We start from the raw sequence: 16,852 nt of genomic DNA, 5'->3' as shown, positions 1-16,852 counted from the left end.
CTCAGGCGACGGTCTGACGGATGCAGGCGGCGCGGGAGAGCTTGCCCTCGAACGCCAACGCCGGGGACGCCAGAGTGATGGCGAGGGGCGCGTCCGTCTCCTGGACGTCCTCCAGGGGCAGGTGGACGAAGGTCCGCAGCCCCCTGGCGATCCTGACGGGGTGGCGGGTCGAGCTCATGAGCATCCTTCCCGAACGCGTGCGGTCGCTCTTGGGCACCGCGGCCGCGATGACCACGTGCGGCCCGGAGGGGACGTCGGCGATGGTGAACTCCGCCCGGCCCGTCGCCGAGAGGACCTCGAAGGCCACCGGTGACCCCTGGGGCACCGATTCGGGGAACACGGCGACGAGCACGTCGACGGGTCCGACCTCCTCCGGGACGTCGACAGCTCCGCTGATCGTGTGGGAGGGCCCCGGTGTCCTCGGCTTCAGGAAGCGCGCCCGGCGCATCTCGTCCATCCCGGGCAGGCAGGAGTACTCGTGGGACACGACGACGAGCAGCTCGGCCACTCTGGGGTCGCGGTACTGGGTGGGCGACATCCCCACCGCGCGGGTGAACCTGCTCGTGAAGGTGCCGACGCTGTTGTAGCCGACCCCGCACACGATGTCGGAGACCGTGAGGTCGGTCGTGAGCAGGAGCCGTTTGGCGGCGAACAGGCGTACGGACGTCAGGTACCTGCCAGGGGGTACACCGGTCGCACGAGCGAAGACCCGGGAGAAGTGATAGGGGCTCACGAAGACCTCGGCCGCGATCTGGTTGAGGGTGAGCGGCTCCGTGTAACGCTTGTGCATGGTGTGGATCGCTTGACGGACGGACCTGTCCATTCTCTCCATATGATTCTCCCAGGCGCAGCAAAAGTCAGGAAAGTCTTCCCATTCATCCGAACCGTCGGACAGGGGCTCGGCGTGCATGCAAGTCAGCCAAAAGGAACTCTGAAGCAGAACAGGTCAGGGTCGATAGCCCGAGGAACCTAAACCAGCAGGACCCCAGTTCGAACGGGAATTCAAAATAAACATGACCACCGCACCTACTTTCCGCTCCAGACCCACAGGAAACCGCAATCGAAACCAGAGGCAAGAACTCGCCCCAGTGCAACCCGACTCTAAGGTCCGCCAAGCAACCCTCATAGTTCCACCGAGCAAGAGCGGCCATCATCTTCCAGATTGCTCCATACATACACGAAAGGGACAGACCGCCCCAGTATTTGTACCCCCCAAAAAACACCCAAAGTGACACTGCACAACGCTGAGTGATTACCCATTGGGCGGAGATTAACCGAACGTAGTTGTTGAACAATTAACCGAACGGAACGTGGGCGGATATTTACATCGACTGAAAACTCTGACCCGCGGTTACGACAAAGTTCCCGCGCGGTTTGCCCTCCGCCGGATACCGCGGGCGACTCCCCACCCGCAACCCGCGCTCAACAAGGCCGAGCGAGGCCTACCATTCAGGAACCGCCGGAAGAGGCGACCGAAACACGGCGCCCCCGCTCGCCCGAAAAAAGCGCCAGCCACAAGTAGCGGCCACCCGCGCCCACGGTCAGAATCGGTCGCATGAGTCCCAGAAAGGCAGATCCCCTAGCCCGCGCGCATCTGGTCGACACCGCGGCCCGCCTGCTCTCCGACGAAGGACCCCAGGCACTGTCGACCCGCCGGATCGCCCAGGAGGCGGGCAGCTCGACCATGGCCGTGTACACCTACTTCGACGGCATCGGCGGGCTCGTGCACGCGATGGTCCACGAGGGCTTCTCCCGCCTGCAGGAGCACCTCACCGGAGTGGCCCGCTCCGACGACCCGGTCTCCGACCTCGCCCTGCTCGGCAGGGCGTTCCGCCACAACGCCACTCACAACGAGCACCTCTACGCGGTCATGTTCGGCGGGTGCTCCCTTGCCGGGTTCAGCCTGTCCGAGGCGGACCGTCAGCACGGCCGCTACACGCTCCGCAACGTGACGGTGTGCGTGGAACGCTGCATGACCGCGGGACGCTTCCACCCGGGTGACCCCGAGCTGGTCTCCCACCGCCTCTGGTGCGCGGTCCACGGGCTGACCACCCTCGATCTGGGCTCCTACCTCGTCCCGCCCTACGACGCGGACCGGTGTTTCGAGGACCAGCTCGTGTCCCTCATGGTGGGCTGCGGCGACCTCCACAAGTCCGCCGAGCTGTCCGTGGCGGACTCCGCGGCCCGCCTGCCCGGTCTGGAGGAGACCGGCCCCTAGCGCTCCTCCCGATCGGTCAGAGCGGCACGTTCCCGTGCTTGCGCCTGGGCTGTTCCCTGCGTTTGTCCCTCAGGAGGGCGAGCCCCTCGGCCACGGCGGCCCGGGTGTCGACCGGATCGATCACGTGGTCGACGAACCCCTCCTCCGGGGCGCGGTAGGGGTGCATCAACCGCTCCCGGTAGTCCGTGACGAGTTCCCGCCGCCGCGCCTCCGGGTCGGCCGCGGCGCGCAGCTCCCTGCGGTGGACCACGTTCACCGCGCCCTCAGCTCCCATCACCGCGATCTCGTTGCCGGGCCAGGCCAACGAGAGGTCGGTGCCGATGGAACGGGAGTCCATCACGATGTACGCGCCCCCGTAGGCCTTGCGCACGATCACCTGGACCCGGGGGACCGTCGCCTCACAGTAGGCGTAGAGCAGCTTCGCGCCGTGCCTGATGACTCCCGCGTGCTCCTGGGCGGTCCCCGGCAGGAAACCGGGCACGTCCACGAGGGTCACCAACGGGATGTTGAAGGCGTCGCAGAAGCGGACGAAGCGCGCGGCCTTCTGCGACGCGTCACTGTCGAGCACTCCGGCCAGGACCATCGGCTGGTTGCCGACGACCCCGACCACCGCGCCGTCCACACGGGCGAGCGCGCACAGCACGTTGGGCGCCCACCCCTCGTGGACCTCGAAGAAGTCGCCCTCGTCCACCACCTCGCCGATCACGTCCCGCATGTCGTAGGGCCTGTTGGGCTCCACCGGCACGATGTCCGCGAGGCGCGGACGCACGTCCCTTCCCGCCCCGGTCTGCGGGCCGGAGGGCGGGGTAGCGAGATTGTTGCCGGGCAGGAGTGAGACGAGGTGGCGGACGTCCTCCAGGCACTCATCCTCGTCGTCGTGGACGACCGCGGCCACGCCCGTCCGGCCGCCGTGGACGTCGGCGCCGCCCAGCTCGTCGTGGCCCACCCGCTCTCCGCTCACCGCGGCGATCACGTCCGGCCCGGTCAGGTACATCCTCGCGGTCCCGCGGACCATGAAGGTGAAGTCGGCCAACGCGGGCGAGTAGGCGGCCCCGCCCGCGCAGGGGCCGAGGACCACGCTGATCTGCGGGATCACACCCGACGCGGCCACCTGCCTCCGGAAGATGCCTCCGTAGCCGTCCAGTGCCGCCACACCCTCCTGGATGCGCGCCCCGCCGCTGTCGTTGAGCCCGATGAGCGGCGCGCCGGCGTCCAGGGCCAGGTCCATCACCCGGTGGATCTTTTTCGCGTGCTCGGCGCCGAGCGAGCCGCCGAGGATCGTGAAATCCTGGGCGTAGACGAACACCCGACGGCCGTCGATCGTCCCGGACCCGGTCACCACCCCGTCGGTGTGGGGGCGGCGGCCCTCCGTCTCCGGGCCCGCGTCCCGGCGGCGTCGGAACATCCCGAGCTCGACGAAGGACCCCTCGTCCAGGAGCAGGTCCAGGCGTTCCCGAGCGGTGCGCTTGCCCAGGTCGTGCTGGCGTTCGACACCGCTGGGATCTCCCGCCTCGGTACGGGCGAGGAGGGCGTCGCGCTCACGGCGCAGCGCCGCCATGGTGCGGGGCTCCTCCTCGGCCCCCGACCCGCGGACGGGTGCCGGCCGCAGGTCCACCTCGGACACGCTCATGCGGTTCTCACCCGCCCGTTGGGCGCGCCGGGGGCCGCACCGCCGGGCAGCCCGTGGAAGGCACCGCGGTGGAACAGCAGGGCCGCGTCCTCGCTCCCCGACGCGGCTTCGAGCACGCGACCGACGAACACGGAGTGGTCGCCCGCCACGACCTCCTCCGTCACCTCGCACTCCAGCCAGGCGAGGGACCCGGTGATCAGGGGAGCGCCCGTGTGGAGTCCGGGGACCCAACCCACCGGGGCGAACTGCGCCCACCCGTGCGGGCGGGAGCGGTCCGCGAAGTGCCGGGCGGCGTCCTCCTGGTCGGCGGACAGGACCGACACCGCGAAGCGCCCCTCGACCGAGACGGCCTTGTGCAGGCGTGCCGTGCGGGCCACGCAGCACAGGACCAGCGGGGGATCGAGGGAGACCGAGCAGAAGGCGTTGGCCGTCATGCCGTGGGGGTTCTCACCGCCGACCGTGAGTACCGTGACCCCGGTGGCGAACGTGGACATCACCCGGCGCAGGTCCGCCATGTCAACCCACCGCCCCTCGCGGAGCCGTGCCCTCGGCCCGGTAGGGGGCCAGGGCCTCACGGAGTTCCTCGGGCACCCGGGTCGGCACGGTCGCCGTGTTCGGGCCGCGCATGCAGGCGATCCGCTGCCGTCCCCTGGCCACCAGCGTCTCCCCCTCCTCTCCCAGCAGGACGTAGTCGAAGGTGAACTGGACCTGGGTCTGGGTGAGCTCCTCCAGACGCATTCGGATCGAGAGCTCGTCGAAGGCGGTGATCTCGGCGAAGAACTCGCAGTCGACCCGCAGCGTGAAGAGCTTGAGGTCGCCGCGCACGTCGGCCAGGACCGCCGGGGCGCGCTCCTTGAGGAACATCTCCCGGCAGCGGCCCTGCCAGCGCAGGTAGTTGACGTAGTAGACGTTGCCCACCAGGTTGGTCTCCTCGAAACCGACGGTGTGGCGGACCTCGTAGTAGTCGGACATCAGCGCTCCTCTCCGCTCAGCACGGCGAACACCACCGGGTCGGGGTTCCCGTTCAGGGTGGTGCTCCAGGTGGCGATCCTGGTGTCCCCGGACGAGAGGACCACCCATCCGTGCTCGCCCACCTCCTCCAGCGTCAGCGAGCGGCCGGTGCCGCCAGCCTTGCGCAGGCACTCCAGCGCGCCCCAGAGCCTGGCGGCGGCCAGGTGCGGGGACTCCTGGACCCGTTCGGCGACCAGGTCGCGCACCGACATGAGTCCGCCGCCGAGCAACCCGGCCCAGTCCTCGTCGGAGCGTTCCCGCAGGGTCTCCACGTCACAGGCCAGGCGCCCGCTTCCCGTGACCGCCAGGGTCAGCCCGGCGCCGTGCGACGCGGAGACCCGCGCACCCTCGACCTCGGGGCGGCCGTCGGGCCGGTGCCGGACGCGGACGACCCGGTTCAGGGCCCGTCCCACCGCCAGTTCGGTCCTGGCCCTGCGCTCCTCGGTGCCCCCTGGGCCCCCGGACGCGGGGTCGGGGTCGACCACCACGGCCCGGGAACCGCCGAGCACCCGCTCCAGCTCCCTCTCCAGGTGCGGGCCGAGCAGCGCGGGGACCCAGGGTCCCGGCCCGCCGCTCCTGCGGACCGCGCGCAGTCTCAGCCCTTCCCAGCGTTCAAGCACGCCGCCGGACGGTTCCCGCACGTCCACGTCGTAGACGTAGGAGTCGCCCTCCTGGGACCGCTCGCTGGCGACCAGGAGCACGCAGTCGGGCTCCTCCTGGTCCTGGGGGCGGGCCAGCACGATCCGCTCCACCCCCTCGGGCAACAGCGTCCCGTCGGGCACGCAGGCCTGGAGGACGTGCATGGCCGCGTCCCGCACCCCCGGGTCCGCCAGCACCCGTCCCTGCGGCAGGAAGGTCCCGAACCAGTCCCCCTGGGAAGCCGTGGACAGCTCGGCGACCACGTGGCGGGCACTGGCCCGCCGATAGGAGAGAAGCCGCTGGAACCTCTTGCCCTGGAAGAGCACGTCACCGTACAGCTCCGAGGGGTCGGCGGACACCCGGGGCAGGGCCGGGAGGACCTCCGTGGCGGGATCGTTCCCCCGCCCCGGGTCCGTGCGCGGCCACCGCAGGACGGCGCGGAAGTGGTCCGCGTCGAACCCCGTCTCCTCGCTGCGGATGACCACCTCCACCGACTCGGGGTCGCGCACCAGCGCGGCCACCCGGACGGTGGTCGTCCCGCCCGGGCGGACGGCCACGGGGCGCAGGAAGCGCGCCCCCTCCATCACCGGTGGGCCCGAGTGGCCGCTGGCCGCGGTCGCCACCTGTGCCATCGCCTCCATGCCGATGACCGCCGGGAAGAGCAGGTCCCCGTCAAGGCGGTGGTCCTCCAGGTAGGGGTCGTCCGTGGAGGACAGGACCGCCTCGGTGACGAGCTCGACGCCGGAGTAGTGGACCAGGACGCGGTCCAGGAACCGGCCCAGCGGGAGTTCGCGTGCCTCGACGTCGAGGGTGGGCAGCCCGCCCGTCCGGCCGCTGACGACCAGCACCGGCCCGGCCGAGCGGTCGGCCAGGACACGGTGGAGGATCGCGATCCCCTCTTCGGCGGCGACCGGGGTGATGCCGTCGCGCATCAGCGCTTCGACGACGCCCAGCCGCTCCCCCATGCCCGCGCCCGACCAGACCGACCACTCCAAGGCCAGGACGCGTGTGTGCGGGTGATCGCGGCCGTACTCCACCGTCATCTCGGTGAGCCAGTCGTTGGCAGTGGAGTAGTGGGCCTCACCCCGCAGACCCGCGCGCCCGATGATGCTGCCGAAGGTGACGAGCAGGCGGAGCCGGTCGGGGTCCAGGGCTTCGAGCACGGCCCCCAGGCCGTCGGTCTTGGGAGCGAGGGTGCGCCTGAAGACCGATTCCGTCAGACCTCCCAGGGCGGTCGGTTCGTTGCGCCCCGCGCCGTGGAGCACGGCGGTGACCGTACCCAGCTCCTCCTCAGCGGCGCGCACCGCCTCCCGGACCTCGTCGGGACGGGTGACGTCCGCCCGGAGGTAGACGTGGCGGACCCCGGCCGCCGACATCCGCTCCAGGTTGGCGGCGAGTTCGGTGTCCTGGTCTTCGGCGGCCCGACCCAACAGTGCCAGGGCCGATCCGTACTCGGTGGCCAGGGACAGCGCGCACTCAGCGGTGATGCCCTTGCCCCCACCCGTGACCAGTACGACGTCGTCCGGCCCGAGCGGCGGGCCCTGCTCCGGGTCGGCCGCCAAGGGAGAGTTGCGCAGGACCGGCACCGTGCGGCTCCCGTCCGCGTCGTAGCTGGCCTGGGTGAACCCGGTCGTGGCGGCGGCCTCGGCTGTCACACGGCTGACCGCGTCCCGTCGGCCCTCCTCCGAGGCGGGCTCGGGATCGGCCAGCGTGACCACCGTGGTGAGGGTCCCCGGAGCCTCCAGGTGCAGGGTCCGGGCCACACCGGAGGCACCGCGCCTGCCCTGGACGACGACGAAGCGGGTCCCGGCGCCGGAGGCCAGCGCGGACCGCGCGGCGTCCAGCAGGGTCCCCGCCAGCTCGGGTCCTCCTTCGGCGGGAAGGCAGAGCAGCACCCCCTTCCCCAGGCCCGAGAGGGACCGGCGCAGGGGTTCGGCGAGCGGGTGTCCGGCAGAGGCGTACACGCTCCAGCCGTCGTCCGAGGCGGCCCCCTCCTCGACCGCGACCCCCGAGGGGAGGGGCTCGGGCACATGGGTGACCTCGAAGGCCCGGACCCAGGGGGCGGCGCCCGCGACCTCTCCGTCCGTCGCGCCCGCTCCCGCGGTGTCCGCCAGCCCGTCGATCACCTCGGCCAACTCGCCCAGGGTCGAGGTGGCGTAGCCGGAGGTCGCTTCGAGAGGCGGCAGACCCAGGCGACGGGTCGCCTCGTTGACCACCTGGCCGACCGTGATGGAGCTCAGGTGGAGGTCGTCGAGCGGCCGCGTGTTGGCACCCACCATGGAGACCGGAAGCTCGACGCGCTCAGCGGCCAGGGTCCGCAGGAGCTCCAGGGTGTCGGCGGCTCCGCTCTCCTCGGTCACTTCCCCTCCCTGGTCGCCGCCGTCCCCGGGCCCGGCGGAACCGGTCTCCCTGCGTCCCACGTCCAGACCGGGCGCCGTTTCGCACGGGCTCGCGAGGAACGAGAACTCCTCGGGGAGCTCACGGACCAGGCGACCGGCGAAGAGCCCGCGCACGTCAACGGAGGCTCCCAGCGCGTAGGCGGCGGCGACGGCCCGCAGGAAGGGCACCAGCGAGGAGGAGTCCGAGTCCACGGCCTCGACCGGAACGTCGGTGACCGCCGCGGCCGTCAGACCCGAGAGGACCCGTCCCGGGCCCACCTCGATCAGCAGGTCCGCGCCCCGCGCCAGCTGGACCACCGCCTCGTGGAAACGCACCGGGAGGACGACCTGGTCCCTCAGGAGGGCGCGCAGGTCGGTGTCGGGTTCGAGTTCACCACCGGTGACGGTCGACACCAGGCCGGGGGACGGCGGAGCGAACCGTGTCTCGGAGAGCCTGCGGTCGAGGACCTCGGCCGAGGCGGCGACGAGCGGTGAGTGGAAGGCGTGGGAGACCCTGACCCGCGTCGCGGTGACTCCCTCGTCACGGGCCCGCGCGCAGACACGCTCCACGGCGTCGGCGGGCCCGGAGACGACCGTCTGCTCCGGTCCGTTGTACCCGGCGACGACCACCTCGGGCTCCCCCTCGACCAGGGCCTCCGCCGCTGGGCGCCCCGTCTCCAACCCGGCCATCGCGCCGTCCGAGCGCCCCGTCAGCGCCATCGCCCGCCCTCGTGCGGCGGCGAGGTCCAGGACCTCACTGCCGTCGACGGCACCGGCCCAGGACAGGGCGGTCAGCTCGCCCAGACTGTGCCCCGCCGCCCCGTCGGCCCTCACGCCGAGATCGTCCAGCACGGCCATGGCCGCGAGGGAGCCCGCCACGATTCGGGGCTGGGCGACCTCGGTCGCCACCTGGTCGCCGCCCTCCGGAAGGCCGGCCGAGCGCAGGACCCGGTCGGCCGCGCCGAAGCGGCGGCGCAGGGCGCCGGTGCGACCCGTCCCGGCGCCCTGCCCGGGGAAGAGGTACCGGATGCTGGGCGCGGTGGCGCGGTGGGCGAGGTAGGCACCCAGCTCCGGTGCCCACACCTGCGTCTGCCCGGCGTCCATCCGGGTCAGCAGGACGCGCACCGCCCGTTCCGCGGCCTCCGGGGAGGACGCGACCACGGCCGCCCGCGCGGGGCGGCCCTCGGAGCGCTCGGCGAGTGAGGCGGCGAGGTCGGTGAGTTCGGCGTAGGAGAGGCGGGGAAGCAGCTCCGCCAGGTCCTCCAGGCTCCGGCGCACCTCGGCCGGGTCGGCGCCGTCCACGACGAGCAGCTCCGCGTCCTGTCGGCCCGCGGCCAGGGTGCGGGTCCGCTCGGTCACACCGACGCCCCGCTGCCCCTGCGCGGCCTCCACGGTGATGTGGGTGTTGACGCCGCCGAAGCCCATGGCCGAGACACCGGCCCGGACGGGGTGGCCGTCCGGCCAGGCGAGCGGCCGGTCCGGCACCCGCAGGGCGGCCGTCTCCTCCTCCAACAGGGGGTGCGGGTCGTGGTGGCCGGTGGCGGGCGGGATCACCCCGTTGCGGACGGCGAGGATCGCCTTGATCAGCCCGGCGACCCCCGCCGCCGCCTTCGTGTGACCGAAGTTGGCCTTGATCGTTCCGAGGGCCGCGGGGGGCGCGGTGGGGTCGGCGGCGGTCCTGGCGCCGGAGAGCGCCGCGAGTTCGGTGGCGTCGCCCAGCGCCGTCCCGGTCCCGTGTCCCTCGAAGTAGCCGATGGTCTCGATCCCGTACCCGGCGCGGGCGTAGGCCCGTTCCAGGGCGAGACGGTGCCCGCTCTCCTCGGGTCGCGTGATCCCGCCCCGGCCGTCGGAGGAGACGGCCCATCCGGTGATCAGGGCGTGGATTCGTCTGCCCTGGGCGATCGCGTCCTCCTCCCGCATGAGGACGAGGGCACCCGACCCCTCCCCCGGCCAGAAGCCGTTGGAGTCCTTGTCGTAGACCTTCATCTCGCCGGTGGCCAGCGCCCCGGTCTTGGCGAAGCCGATCACCTCGAAGGGGTCGATGGACAGGTCCACACCGCCCGCCAGAGCAGCGTCCAGGTCCCCGTCGGCGAGGGCGGTGGCGGCGGTGGCCACGGACAGCAGGGAGGAGGAGCAGGCCCCGTCCACCGTGAAGCCGCCGCCTCCGAGGTCGAAGTGGTTGCACACGCGACCCGCGATGGTGTTGGAGAGGCCGCCCGCGAGGGTGTCCTCGTCGATGCGGGGGAAGGGGGCCTTGTAGGAGGTCTCCAGGTTGGCCAGGAATCCCTCGGCCTCCTCCTCGTCCCACCCGTGGTCGAGCAGGGCCGAGGCGACGGTGCGGCGAACGTAGGGCCAGCGCAGCCGCAGCGTGTTCGCCCGGGAGAACTCACCGGTGAGGCTGTTGCCGATCACCACGCCTGTGGAACGGCGCGGAAGCCCCTCACCCTCCGGGAAACCGGCGTCCTCCAGAGCCCGGGACATCGTCTCCAGGGCCAACCAGTGCGTCATGTCGGTTGACCGAAAAGAGCTCCCGGAAACCCGGTACCGCACTCTGTCGAAAGTGAACCCCCGAAGGACGGCGGCCTTCTTCGAGTAGAACCTGTCCTCGGCGGAGGGATTCTCCGACCAGTAGTCCGCCAGGTTCATGCGCTCGTCCGGAAGCCTGCGAAAAGCCCTCCTTCCTGCGAGGACGTTCTCCCACAGCTCACTGGGAGAGTTCGCGTCCGGGTAGGTCAGACCGATTCCCACCACTGCAATTCTGGTGCTTTTCATAACCCAACCCCGTACAATCCAGAGAGAGAGCGATAAACCGAAAATCCTGGATCAATCATGCGTGACGCGGGGACGAGTGTCTTCTTCCAGACTGCTACCCCGGGGCAACCCATTCCATAACAGCGTAATTATTTCCGGGAAACAGAATGGGCTCCCCCACGGGCGGCAGCCACCGCTCGCCCGCCGCGGCCGGACCGCGGCCGACGCGCCACCCGGAGCCGAGGCGACTGTGGCCCCCAAGGCACACCGGCAGAGGAGGGCGCACCATCAGGCAGGGGCACAGGGACCCAAAGTCCGGGACTCGGTTCCGGCAGGGGCGTGGCGAAGTGGGCCTCACTTCCCGGACGCCCGAAGAGGCGGATCATTGCGGCTTCCCGCCCCGCAGAAAAGGCGAGTCGACACAGTTTTCTCGCGCAAACGCAAAAGCACGGAAAACGCGCAGCGGAACTCCCCGAACCCTTCCCTTGTCAGCACGGAAGAGGAGCTTGCGAGGCCTTCCTCGGCACCCGATCACCCGCAGTCGAACCTTCACTGGAATCGCCCGGTCACTCAACCGCTGGAGGCGCCACTGGCGTTGGTCATCGCGATGACGGATCACCGTTCCCCCCTACGCGACGGGGCAGGAAAGGGTTACGGACCTCCACGGCGGACATATGCGCGGGAAAGCGTCAGATGATGCGGGAGCCGAAGGGGACGAGCCCTTCCGGAAGTTCCGCCCGCGCCCGCGCGGCGCCTCGACTCAGGGACGAGGACCATGGCGACCGGCACAGCTCCCACCCACGGAGTGATGCGCCGAATGGCAGGCCCCCGAGCCCCGGGGCGCCGGCACGCGCCCGGCCACCGCTCACGAAACCCCGGGGCTCCACTGCGTGCCCGGTGGGCCACCCCCATCGTCGGAACGCCCGCTGAGCCCTCACGGCGCGAAGCCCACCCGACGGACCGCCGCCCATAACGAAGCGATGGCGATTTTCGCAACGAAGGAGTGGTTGTCACTTCGTTACGTAGGAGTCGACCGGATCGCCCATCGGAACGCAAAGCACGTGGTGACAGGGGTTCTGGAGCGACACGCAACCGGATACAGCGCGATCGGGCCACCGTGATGCGATTCTGACTGGTTGATTAGTCAAGCGCAACACAGTAGTAACTGGATGGCCCGTGCCCTCGAACCCGGAGGTGACCCGAGTCATCCGCTGGAACATCGACAACAAAGTCTTCTGGCCCGCGCTGATCATGGTCGTCGGCTTCAGCGCACCGTTCGTGATCGCGCCGAGAACGGGCGAACGCCTGCTCGGCGACGTCCTGGCCTGGCTCCAGTCCGACCTGGGCTGGGTGTACATGTGGTTCGTCGCCGGCCTCGCGGTGCTGCTCGTCTGGCTCGTCTTCAGCAGACACGGCCGCATCAGGATGGGCGGCCCCGACGACCGGCCCGAGTTCTCCACTCCCACCTGGCTCGCGATGATCTTCACCGCCGCGATCGGCGGCGGCCTCATGTACTGGGGCATCATCGAGTGGGCCCACTACCACGCCGCTCCCCCGTTCCAACTGGAACCGCACGGCACCGAGGCCGCCGAGTGGTCGGCCACCTACCCCCTCTTCCACTGGGGCCCCACCGCCTGGGCGGTCTTCTGTGTTCCGACCCTCGCGCTCGCCTACGCCTACCACGTGCGCAGGATCCGCCGCCTGCGCCTCAGCGAGGCCTGCCGGGGAGTGCTCGGCGACCGTGTCGACGGCTGGCCCGGACGGGTCATCGACGTCCTGTTCATCCTCGGGATGATCGGGGCGGCGGGGACCTCCCTGGCCCTGGCCGTGCCCACCATCGCGGAGGGCGCCTCCCGCATGTTCGGGGTCGAGCCGGGCGCCGCCCTCAACACCGTCGTCATCGGCTTGTGGACCCTGCTGTTCGCGGGCAGTGTCGCACTGGGCCTGCACCGAGGTCTGAAGCGCCTCGCGAACCTCAACCTCTACCTGGCCGCAGCCCTGGGCCTCCTGGTCCTGGCGGTCGGACCGACGGTCTTCGTGATCGACACCTTCACCAACAGCGTCGGCCTGCTCGCCCAGAACATCGTCCGGATGAGCACCTACACCGATCCCGTCGGCGGATCCGGCTTCCAGGAGGTCTGGACCGTCTTCTACTGGGGCTGGTGGATCTCCTACGGACCGTTCGTCGGGATGTTCTGCGCCAAGATCTCCAAGGGACGCACCGTCAGGCAGATCATCGTCGGCATGTGCGGCTTCGGAAGCCTGGGCTGCTGGCTGTCGTTCGCGCTGCTCGGCAACTCCAGCATGGCCTTCGACCTGAGGGGCCAGGCGCCCATCGTCGACACGCTGGAGGCCGAGGGTGCCGTCCCGGCCATCTTCGCCACGCTGGAGGCCTTCCCGCTCAGCTGGATCATCACCCCGCTGTTCCTCGCGCTGCTGCTGATCTTCCTGGCCACGACGCTGGACTCCGCCTCCTACATCATGGGCGCGGCGACCTCCCGTGACCTTCCCAACGAGGTGGAGCCCTCACGGTTCAACCGCGTGCTCTGGGCCCTCGTCCTCGCGGCCGTGTCGGTCTCGGTGATGTCCGCCGGGGGCACCGACGCGTTGCAGACCCTGTCGGTCGTGACGGCGTTCCCGCTCATCGTCGTCCTGACCCTGGTCGCCGTGTCCCTCGTGCGCTGGCTGCGCGAGCACGATCGCCACCACGGCGCCCTGGAGGGAGACCCCGGGCCCGCTGACGAGCTCGCGGCGGACGGATCCACGGCCCCGACGGCCGGGCGATCGCCAGCATGACCGCGCACGGCACCAGGCAGCCCACACCGAGCCGGAGGTTCCCGTGCCGCACGGCGGTCAGTGGGGACCAGGCCGTGATCAGCCCACCGTCGACGAGGGGCTGACGAAGGGGGAACGCGGTGCGAGGGCGGTGGGGTTCGTCCGCGGATCCGCCGCCCGATGAGCACGCCGGACACGGACGACCAGGTCGCCGACACACCGGCGGGGACGATGTCCGGGAAGCGGACCGGGGACGCGTCGCGCGGTCCACGGGACACGCTCTCCCCCGCCAGGAGCACGTGCGGCTGCCGGAGGGAGGCAGGCCTCCTCCCTCCGGCGCGGACGCCCGGGCTCACCGGTCCGCGGGCAGGCTCATCCGCCGTTGGACTGGCGGATCCCCTCACCGAGCGCCTCGAAGGTGTAGACGAAGCCGCCGTCCTCCCCGCTGACCGTCATGAAGGCGTCGGTCGTTCCCGGGGCGATGGCCAGGTTGGTGGCGGTGTCCAGTCCCTCGGCGTCCTCGGCGGGGACGCTCACCGTCGCCAGGTGTTCGCCCGTGGAGCTGTAGACGAAGATGCTCGGCTGCCCGTGGACGGCCTGGTAGACGTTGCCCTGCGCGTCGACCGCGTTGGAGTCGATCTGGCTCGTGCCACCGTTGAAGTGGACACCCGTGTGGGCCGTGGCCACCTCGGTCCCGTCCTCGTTGAGCCCGAAGTGGTCGATGCGGTTCGCGGCGTACTGGCTGACCCACAGCCCGGTGAAGTCCTCGGTGAAGGAAATGCCGTTCGGAGCCGGGAGTTCGTCGGCCAGGACCGTGGCCTCGGCCGTGTCGCGGTCGATCCTGACGACCCTGCCCTGGGGGTCCCAGACGGGATCCGAGTGACCCGTGGTGTCACTGACGTACAGGTTCCCGTCCTCGTCGAACGCGATGTCGTCGGGGAGCATCGGCTTCCCGTCGACGTCGCCGGAGAAGAACGTGACCGGGTCCTCGCCCTCAGGGGTGAAGCTGTCGATCTTCCCGCCGATGAGATCGGTCAGGTACAGCCGGTCGTCGTGGGGGCTGAACTGCGCGGAGGTGTACACACTGGCCTCGTCGGTGAGGACCGGTGACACCTCCAGCGACTCCGTGTCCACCCTCAGGACCTTGGGTTCTCCCGCCGGAGCGGTGACGTCGACGACGAGTAGCCCGCCGTCCGGAGCGAAGGTGGGCCCCTCCAGCAGGGTCATCCCGGTCTCCTCGTGGACCGAGCTCACCTGGACCAGTTGGGAGGCGGTGCGCTCCTTCTCCGCGGCCTCCTCCTGGCCGCAGGCCGTGGTGGCGGCGATCAGAAGGACTGCCATGAGCAGCCCCGTGGTGGCGACGAGCGGGTGACCGCGTCGGTTCGATTCCATGTCTTCCGTCCCGATCGTGGGTTCCGTGGCGTAGGGGGTCAGCGTGCGTCCGTGACCGCGTGGTCCCGGACCAGGACCTCGTGGATTCGGTCCCGCCGCCAGTCCTCGAGCAGCCGGTGGAAGGCCACCGGGCCGGGGCCGTAGGACTGTCCGCCCGCGTGGCCGGCCCCCTCGCGGTTGTAGTAGCCGGGGGTGCACTCGCGCTGGAACTCGACGGTGTCGAGCACGTTCTCGCCGATGGTGCGGGCCCACTCGTCCACCGCGTCGGACTCCGGTTCGATGACACGGGCGCCGGTCCTGAGGCCCTCCGCGATGACGGCGGCGATGTGCCCCGCCTGTTCCAGCAGGATGTGCGTGAAGTTCACCGATGTGGCGTTCTGCAGCGGACCCAGGTGGAAGAGGTTGGGGAAGCCGTCGCTGTAGAAACCGTGCAGCGTCCTCGGGCCACGGCTCCAGGAGTCGAGGAGTTCCCGCCCACCGCGGCCCCGGACCGGGAGGGTCCCGGACACCACTCCGGAGACACCGACGTCGAAACCGGTGGCGAAGACGACGCAGTCGACCGGGTACTCGACGCCGCCCACGACGATCGCGTCCTCGGTCATGCGGGTGATCCCGCCGTGGTCCGCGGTGTCGACGAGCGTGACGTTGGGCCGGTTGAAGGTCTGGAGGTAGTGGTCGCTGAAGCAGGGCCGCTTGCACATGTAGCGGTACCAGGGTTTGAGCAGCTCCGCCGTGTCCGGGTCGTCCACGACCTCGTCCACGCGCGCGCGGATCTGGTTCATCTTCCGGGCGTCGGCCAGCTCCTCGACACGTTCGCGCTCCTCCGGGGACACGCTGGTGTCCAGCGCCCCGGTGGTCAGCTTCCGTTGCAGGCGCGCCGTCGACGTCCAGCCGTCCCGGGTCAGGTCCGTCTCGACCGGCTCGCCGGAGACGAGGGCGAGGAAGTTCTCCATGCGCTCCCGCTGCCAGCCGGGCTCCAGGGAGGCGGCCCACTCGGGGGAGGTCGGACGGTTGTCGCGGACGTCCACCGAGGACGGCGTCCGCTGGAACACGTACAGGTGCTCCGCGTCGCGTCCCACGTGCGGGATGACCTGCACTCCGGTGGCACCGGTGCCGACGACCGCCACACGCTTGTCGGCGAGTCCGGTGAGCCTGCCGCTCTGGTCACCGCCGGTGTAGCCGTAGTCCCACCGGCTCGTGTGGAAGGTGTGGCCGCGGAAGGTCTCCACACCCGGGATACCCGGGAGCTTCGGCTGGGTGAGCGTACCGGACGACGTGATGACGAACCGGGCGCGCATCCTGTCGCCCCGGTCCGTCTCGACCACCCACTCGTCGGTCTGGTCGTCCCAGATGAGACCGGTGACCCTGGTCTGGAACACGGCGTCGCGGTAGAGGGCGAAGGTCTCGGCGATCGCCACGGCGTGTTGCCGGATCTCCTCCCCCGGGGCGTAGCGCCACCGGGGCACGTGGCCGACCTCCTCCAGCAGGGGCATGTAGGAGTAGGACTCGATGTCGCAGTGGATGCCCGGATAGCGGTTCCAGTACCAGGTACCGCCGAAGTCGCCGGCCTCGTCCATCATCCGGATCGACTCGACCCCGGCCTGCCGCAGGCGCGCTCCGGTCACGAGCCCGCCGAAGCCGCCTCCGACCACGAGCACCTCGACGGCATCGGTGAGCGGTTCACGCTCCGTGCGGGGGGTGTAGGGGTCCTTCGCGTAGTAGCCGAAGTCTCCGGAGGCGGAACGGTACTGGGACGCGCCGTCGGGCCGGACGCGGCGTTCCCGTTCCTTCGCGTAGCGGGCCCGCAGACCCTGGATGTCGAGCTCCGCCGCGTCAGCCTCGATCGCCGTTCGCGTGTCTGGTGCAGTGCCCATGGGGCTTCCCAACTTCGTCGCCGATGGTGATGGGGGCGCGAGCGCCGAACCGGCGGGGGCGACCGGAACGCGGAACGGGCCCGTGCCGGACTGGGCACCCGGGGTTCCGCGCGGGAGGCGGCGCGCCTCCATGCAAAAAAGATTAGCATCAGGCTAAGTATTTCGTCAGCCGAGTCTCCGTCGG

At 70.6% G+C, this 16,852-nt stretch carries 9 protein-coding genes; 2 read left to right on the top strand and 7 right to left on the bottom strand.

Annotated features, from left to right (window positions below):
- Window position 1: 1 nt before the first annotated feature.
- Window positions 2-790 (bottom strand): helix-turn-helix transcriptional regulator, encoded by a 789-nt coding sequence (locus KBX21_RS05175; protein WP_210841135.1) that lies wholly within the window; start codon window positions 788-790, stop codon window positions 2-4.
- Between the two features lie 765 nt (window positions 791-1,555).
- On the opposite strand from KBX21_RS05175, the gene KBX21_RS05170 reads away from it, so the two are divergent.
- Window positions 1,556-2,218 (top strand): TetR/AcrR family transcriptional regulator, encoded by a 663-nt coding sequence (locus tag KBX21_RS05170; RefSeq protein WP_210841134.1) that lies wholly within the window; start codon window positions 1,556-1,558, stop codon window positions 2,216-2,218.
- A 16-nt stretch (window positions 2,219-2,234) separates the two neighbouring features.
- Here KBX21_RS05170 and KBX21_RS05165 read toward each other — a convergent pair whose 3' ends face one another.
- Genes KBX21_RS05165 through KBX21_RS05150 form a run of 4 tightly spaced genes read right to left on the bottom strand, consistent with a single transcriptional unit; the run spans window position 2,235 to window position 10,624 of the window.
- On the bottom strand, window positions 2,235-3,848 hold the full coding sequence (locus KBX21_RS05165) for an acyl-CoA carboxylase subunit beta (protein WP_210841133.1): 1,614 nt from the start codon (window positions 3,846-3,848) through the stop codon (window positions 2,235-2,237).
- A complete protein-coding gene (locus tag KBX21_RS05160) occupies window positions 3,845-4,363 on the bottom strand; it encodes a flavin reductase family protein (RefSeq protein WP_210841132.1) in 519 nt (172 codons plus the stop codon). The genes KBX21_RS05165 and KBX21_RS05160 overlap by 4 nt, the downstream gene beginning before the upstream one ends.
- Window position 4,364: 1 nt before the next feature.
- A complete protein-coding gene (locus tag KBX21_RS05155) occupies window positions 4,365-4,820 on the bottom strand; it encodes a thioesterase family protein (RefSeq protein WP_210841131.1) in 456 nt (151 codons plus the stop codon).
- Entirely contained in the window at window positions 4,820-10,624 is a 5,805-nt protein-coding gene (locus tag KBX21_RS05150; RefSeq protein WP_374225698.1) for an SDR family NAD(P)-dependent oxidoreductase, read from the bottom strand. Before KBX21_RS05150 ends, KBX21_RS05155 begins: the two co-directional genes overlap by 1 nt.
- Before the next feature lie 1,179 nt (window positions 10,625-11,803).
- On the opposite strand from KBX21_RS05150, the gene KBX21_RS05145 reads away from it, so the two are divergent.
- Window positions 11,804-13,423, top strand: coding sequence for a BCCT family transporter (locus KBX21_RS05145; RefSeq protein ID WP_307869155.1), 1,620 nt, complete (start codon window positions 11,804-11,806; stop codon window positions 13,421-13,423).
- Between the two features lie 351 nt (window positions 13,424-13,774).
- Here the strand turns inward: KBX21_RS05145 and KBX21_RS05140 are convergent, their stop codons facing one another.
- Both KBX21_RS05140 and KBX21_RS05135 read right to left on the bottom strand, forming a co-directional pair.
- Window positions 13,775-14,794 carry an SMP-30/gluconolactonase/LRE family protein gene (locus KBX21_RS05140; RefSeq protein ID WP_210841129.1) on the bottom strand — a complete coding sequence of 340 codons (1,020 nt, stop codon included), beginning with the start codon at window positions 14,792-14,794 and terminating at the stop codon, window positions 13,775-13,777.
- 38 nt (window positions 14,795-14,832) lie between these two features.
- The gene (locus KBX21_RS05135) at window positions 14,833-16,668 is read right to left on the bottom strand and encodes an NAD(P)/FAD-dependent oxidoreductase (protein WP_210841128.1); all 1,836 of its coding nucleotides are present in this window, start codon (window positions 16,666-16,668) and stop codon (window positions 14,833-14,835) included.
- Window positions 16,669-16,852 lie beyond the last annotated feature (184 nt).

It is taken from the genome of Nocardiopsis sp. B62 (genome assembly GCF_018070675.1).
Classification (GTDB): domain Bacteria; phylum Actinomycetota; class Actinomycetes; order Streptosporangiales; family Streptosporangiaceae; genus Nocardiopsis; species Nocardiopsis prasina.
The sequence above is the reverse complement of the archived record's forward strand: the minus strand, read 5'-3'. Positions and strand labels throughout refer to the sequence as shown.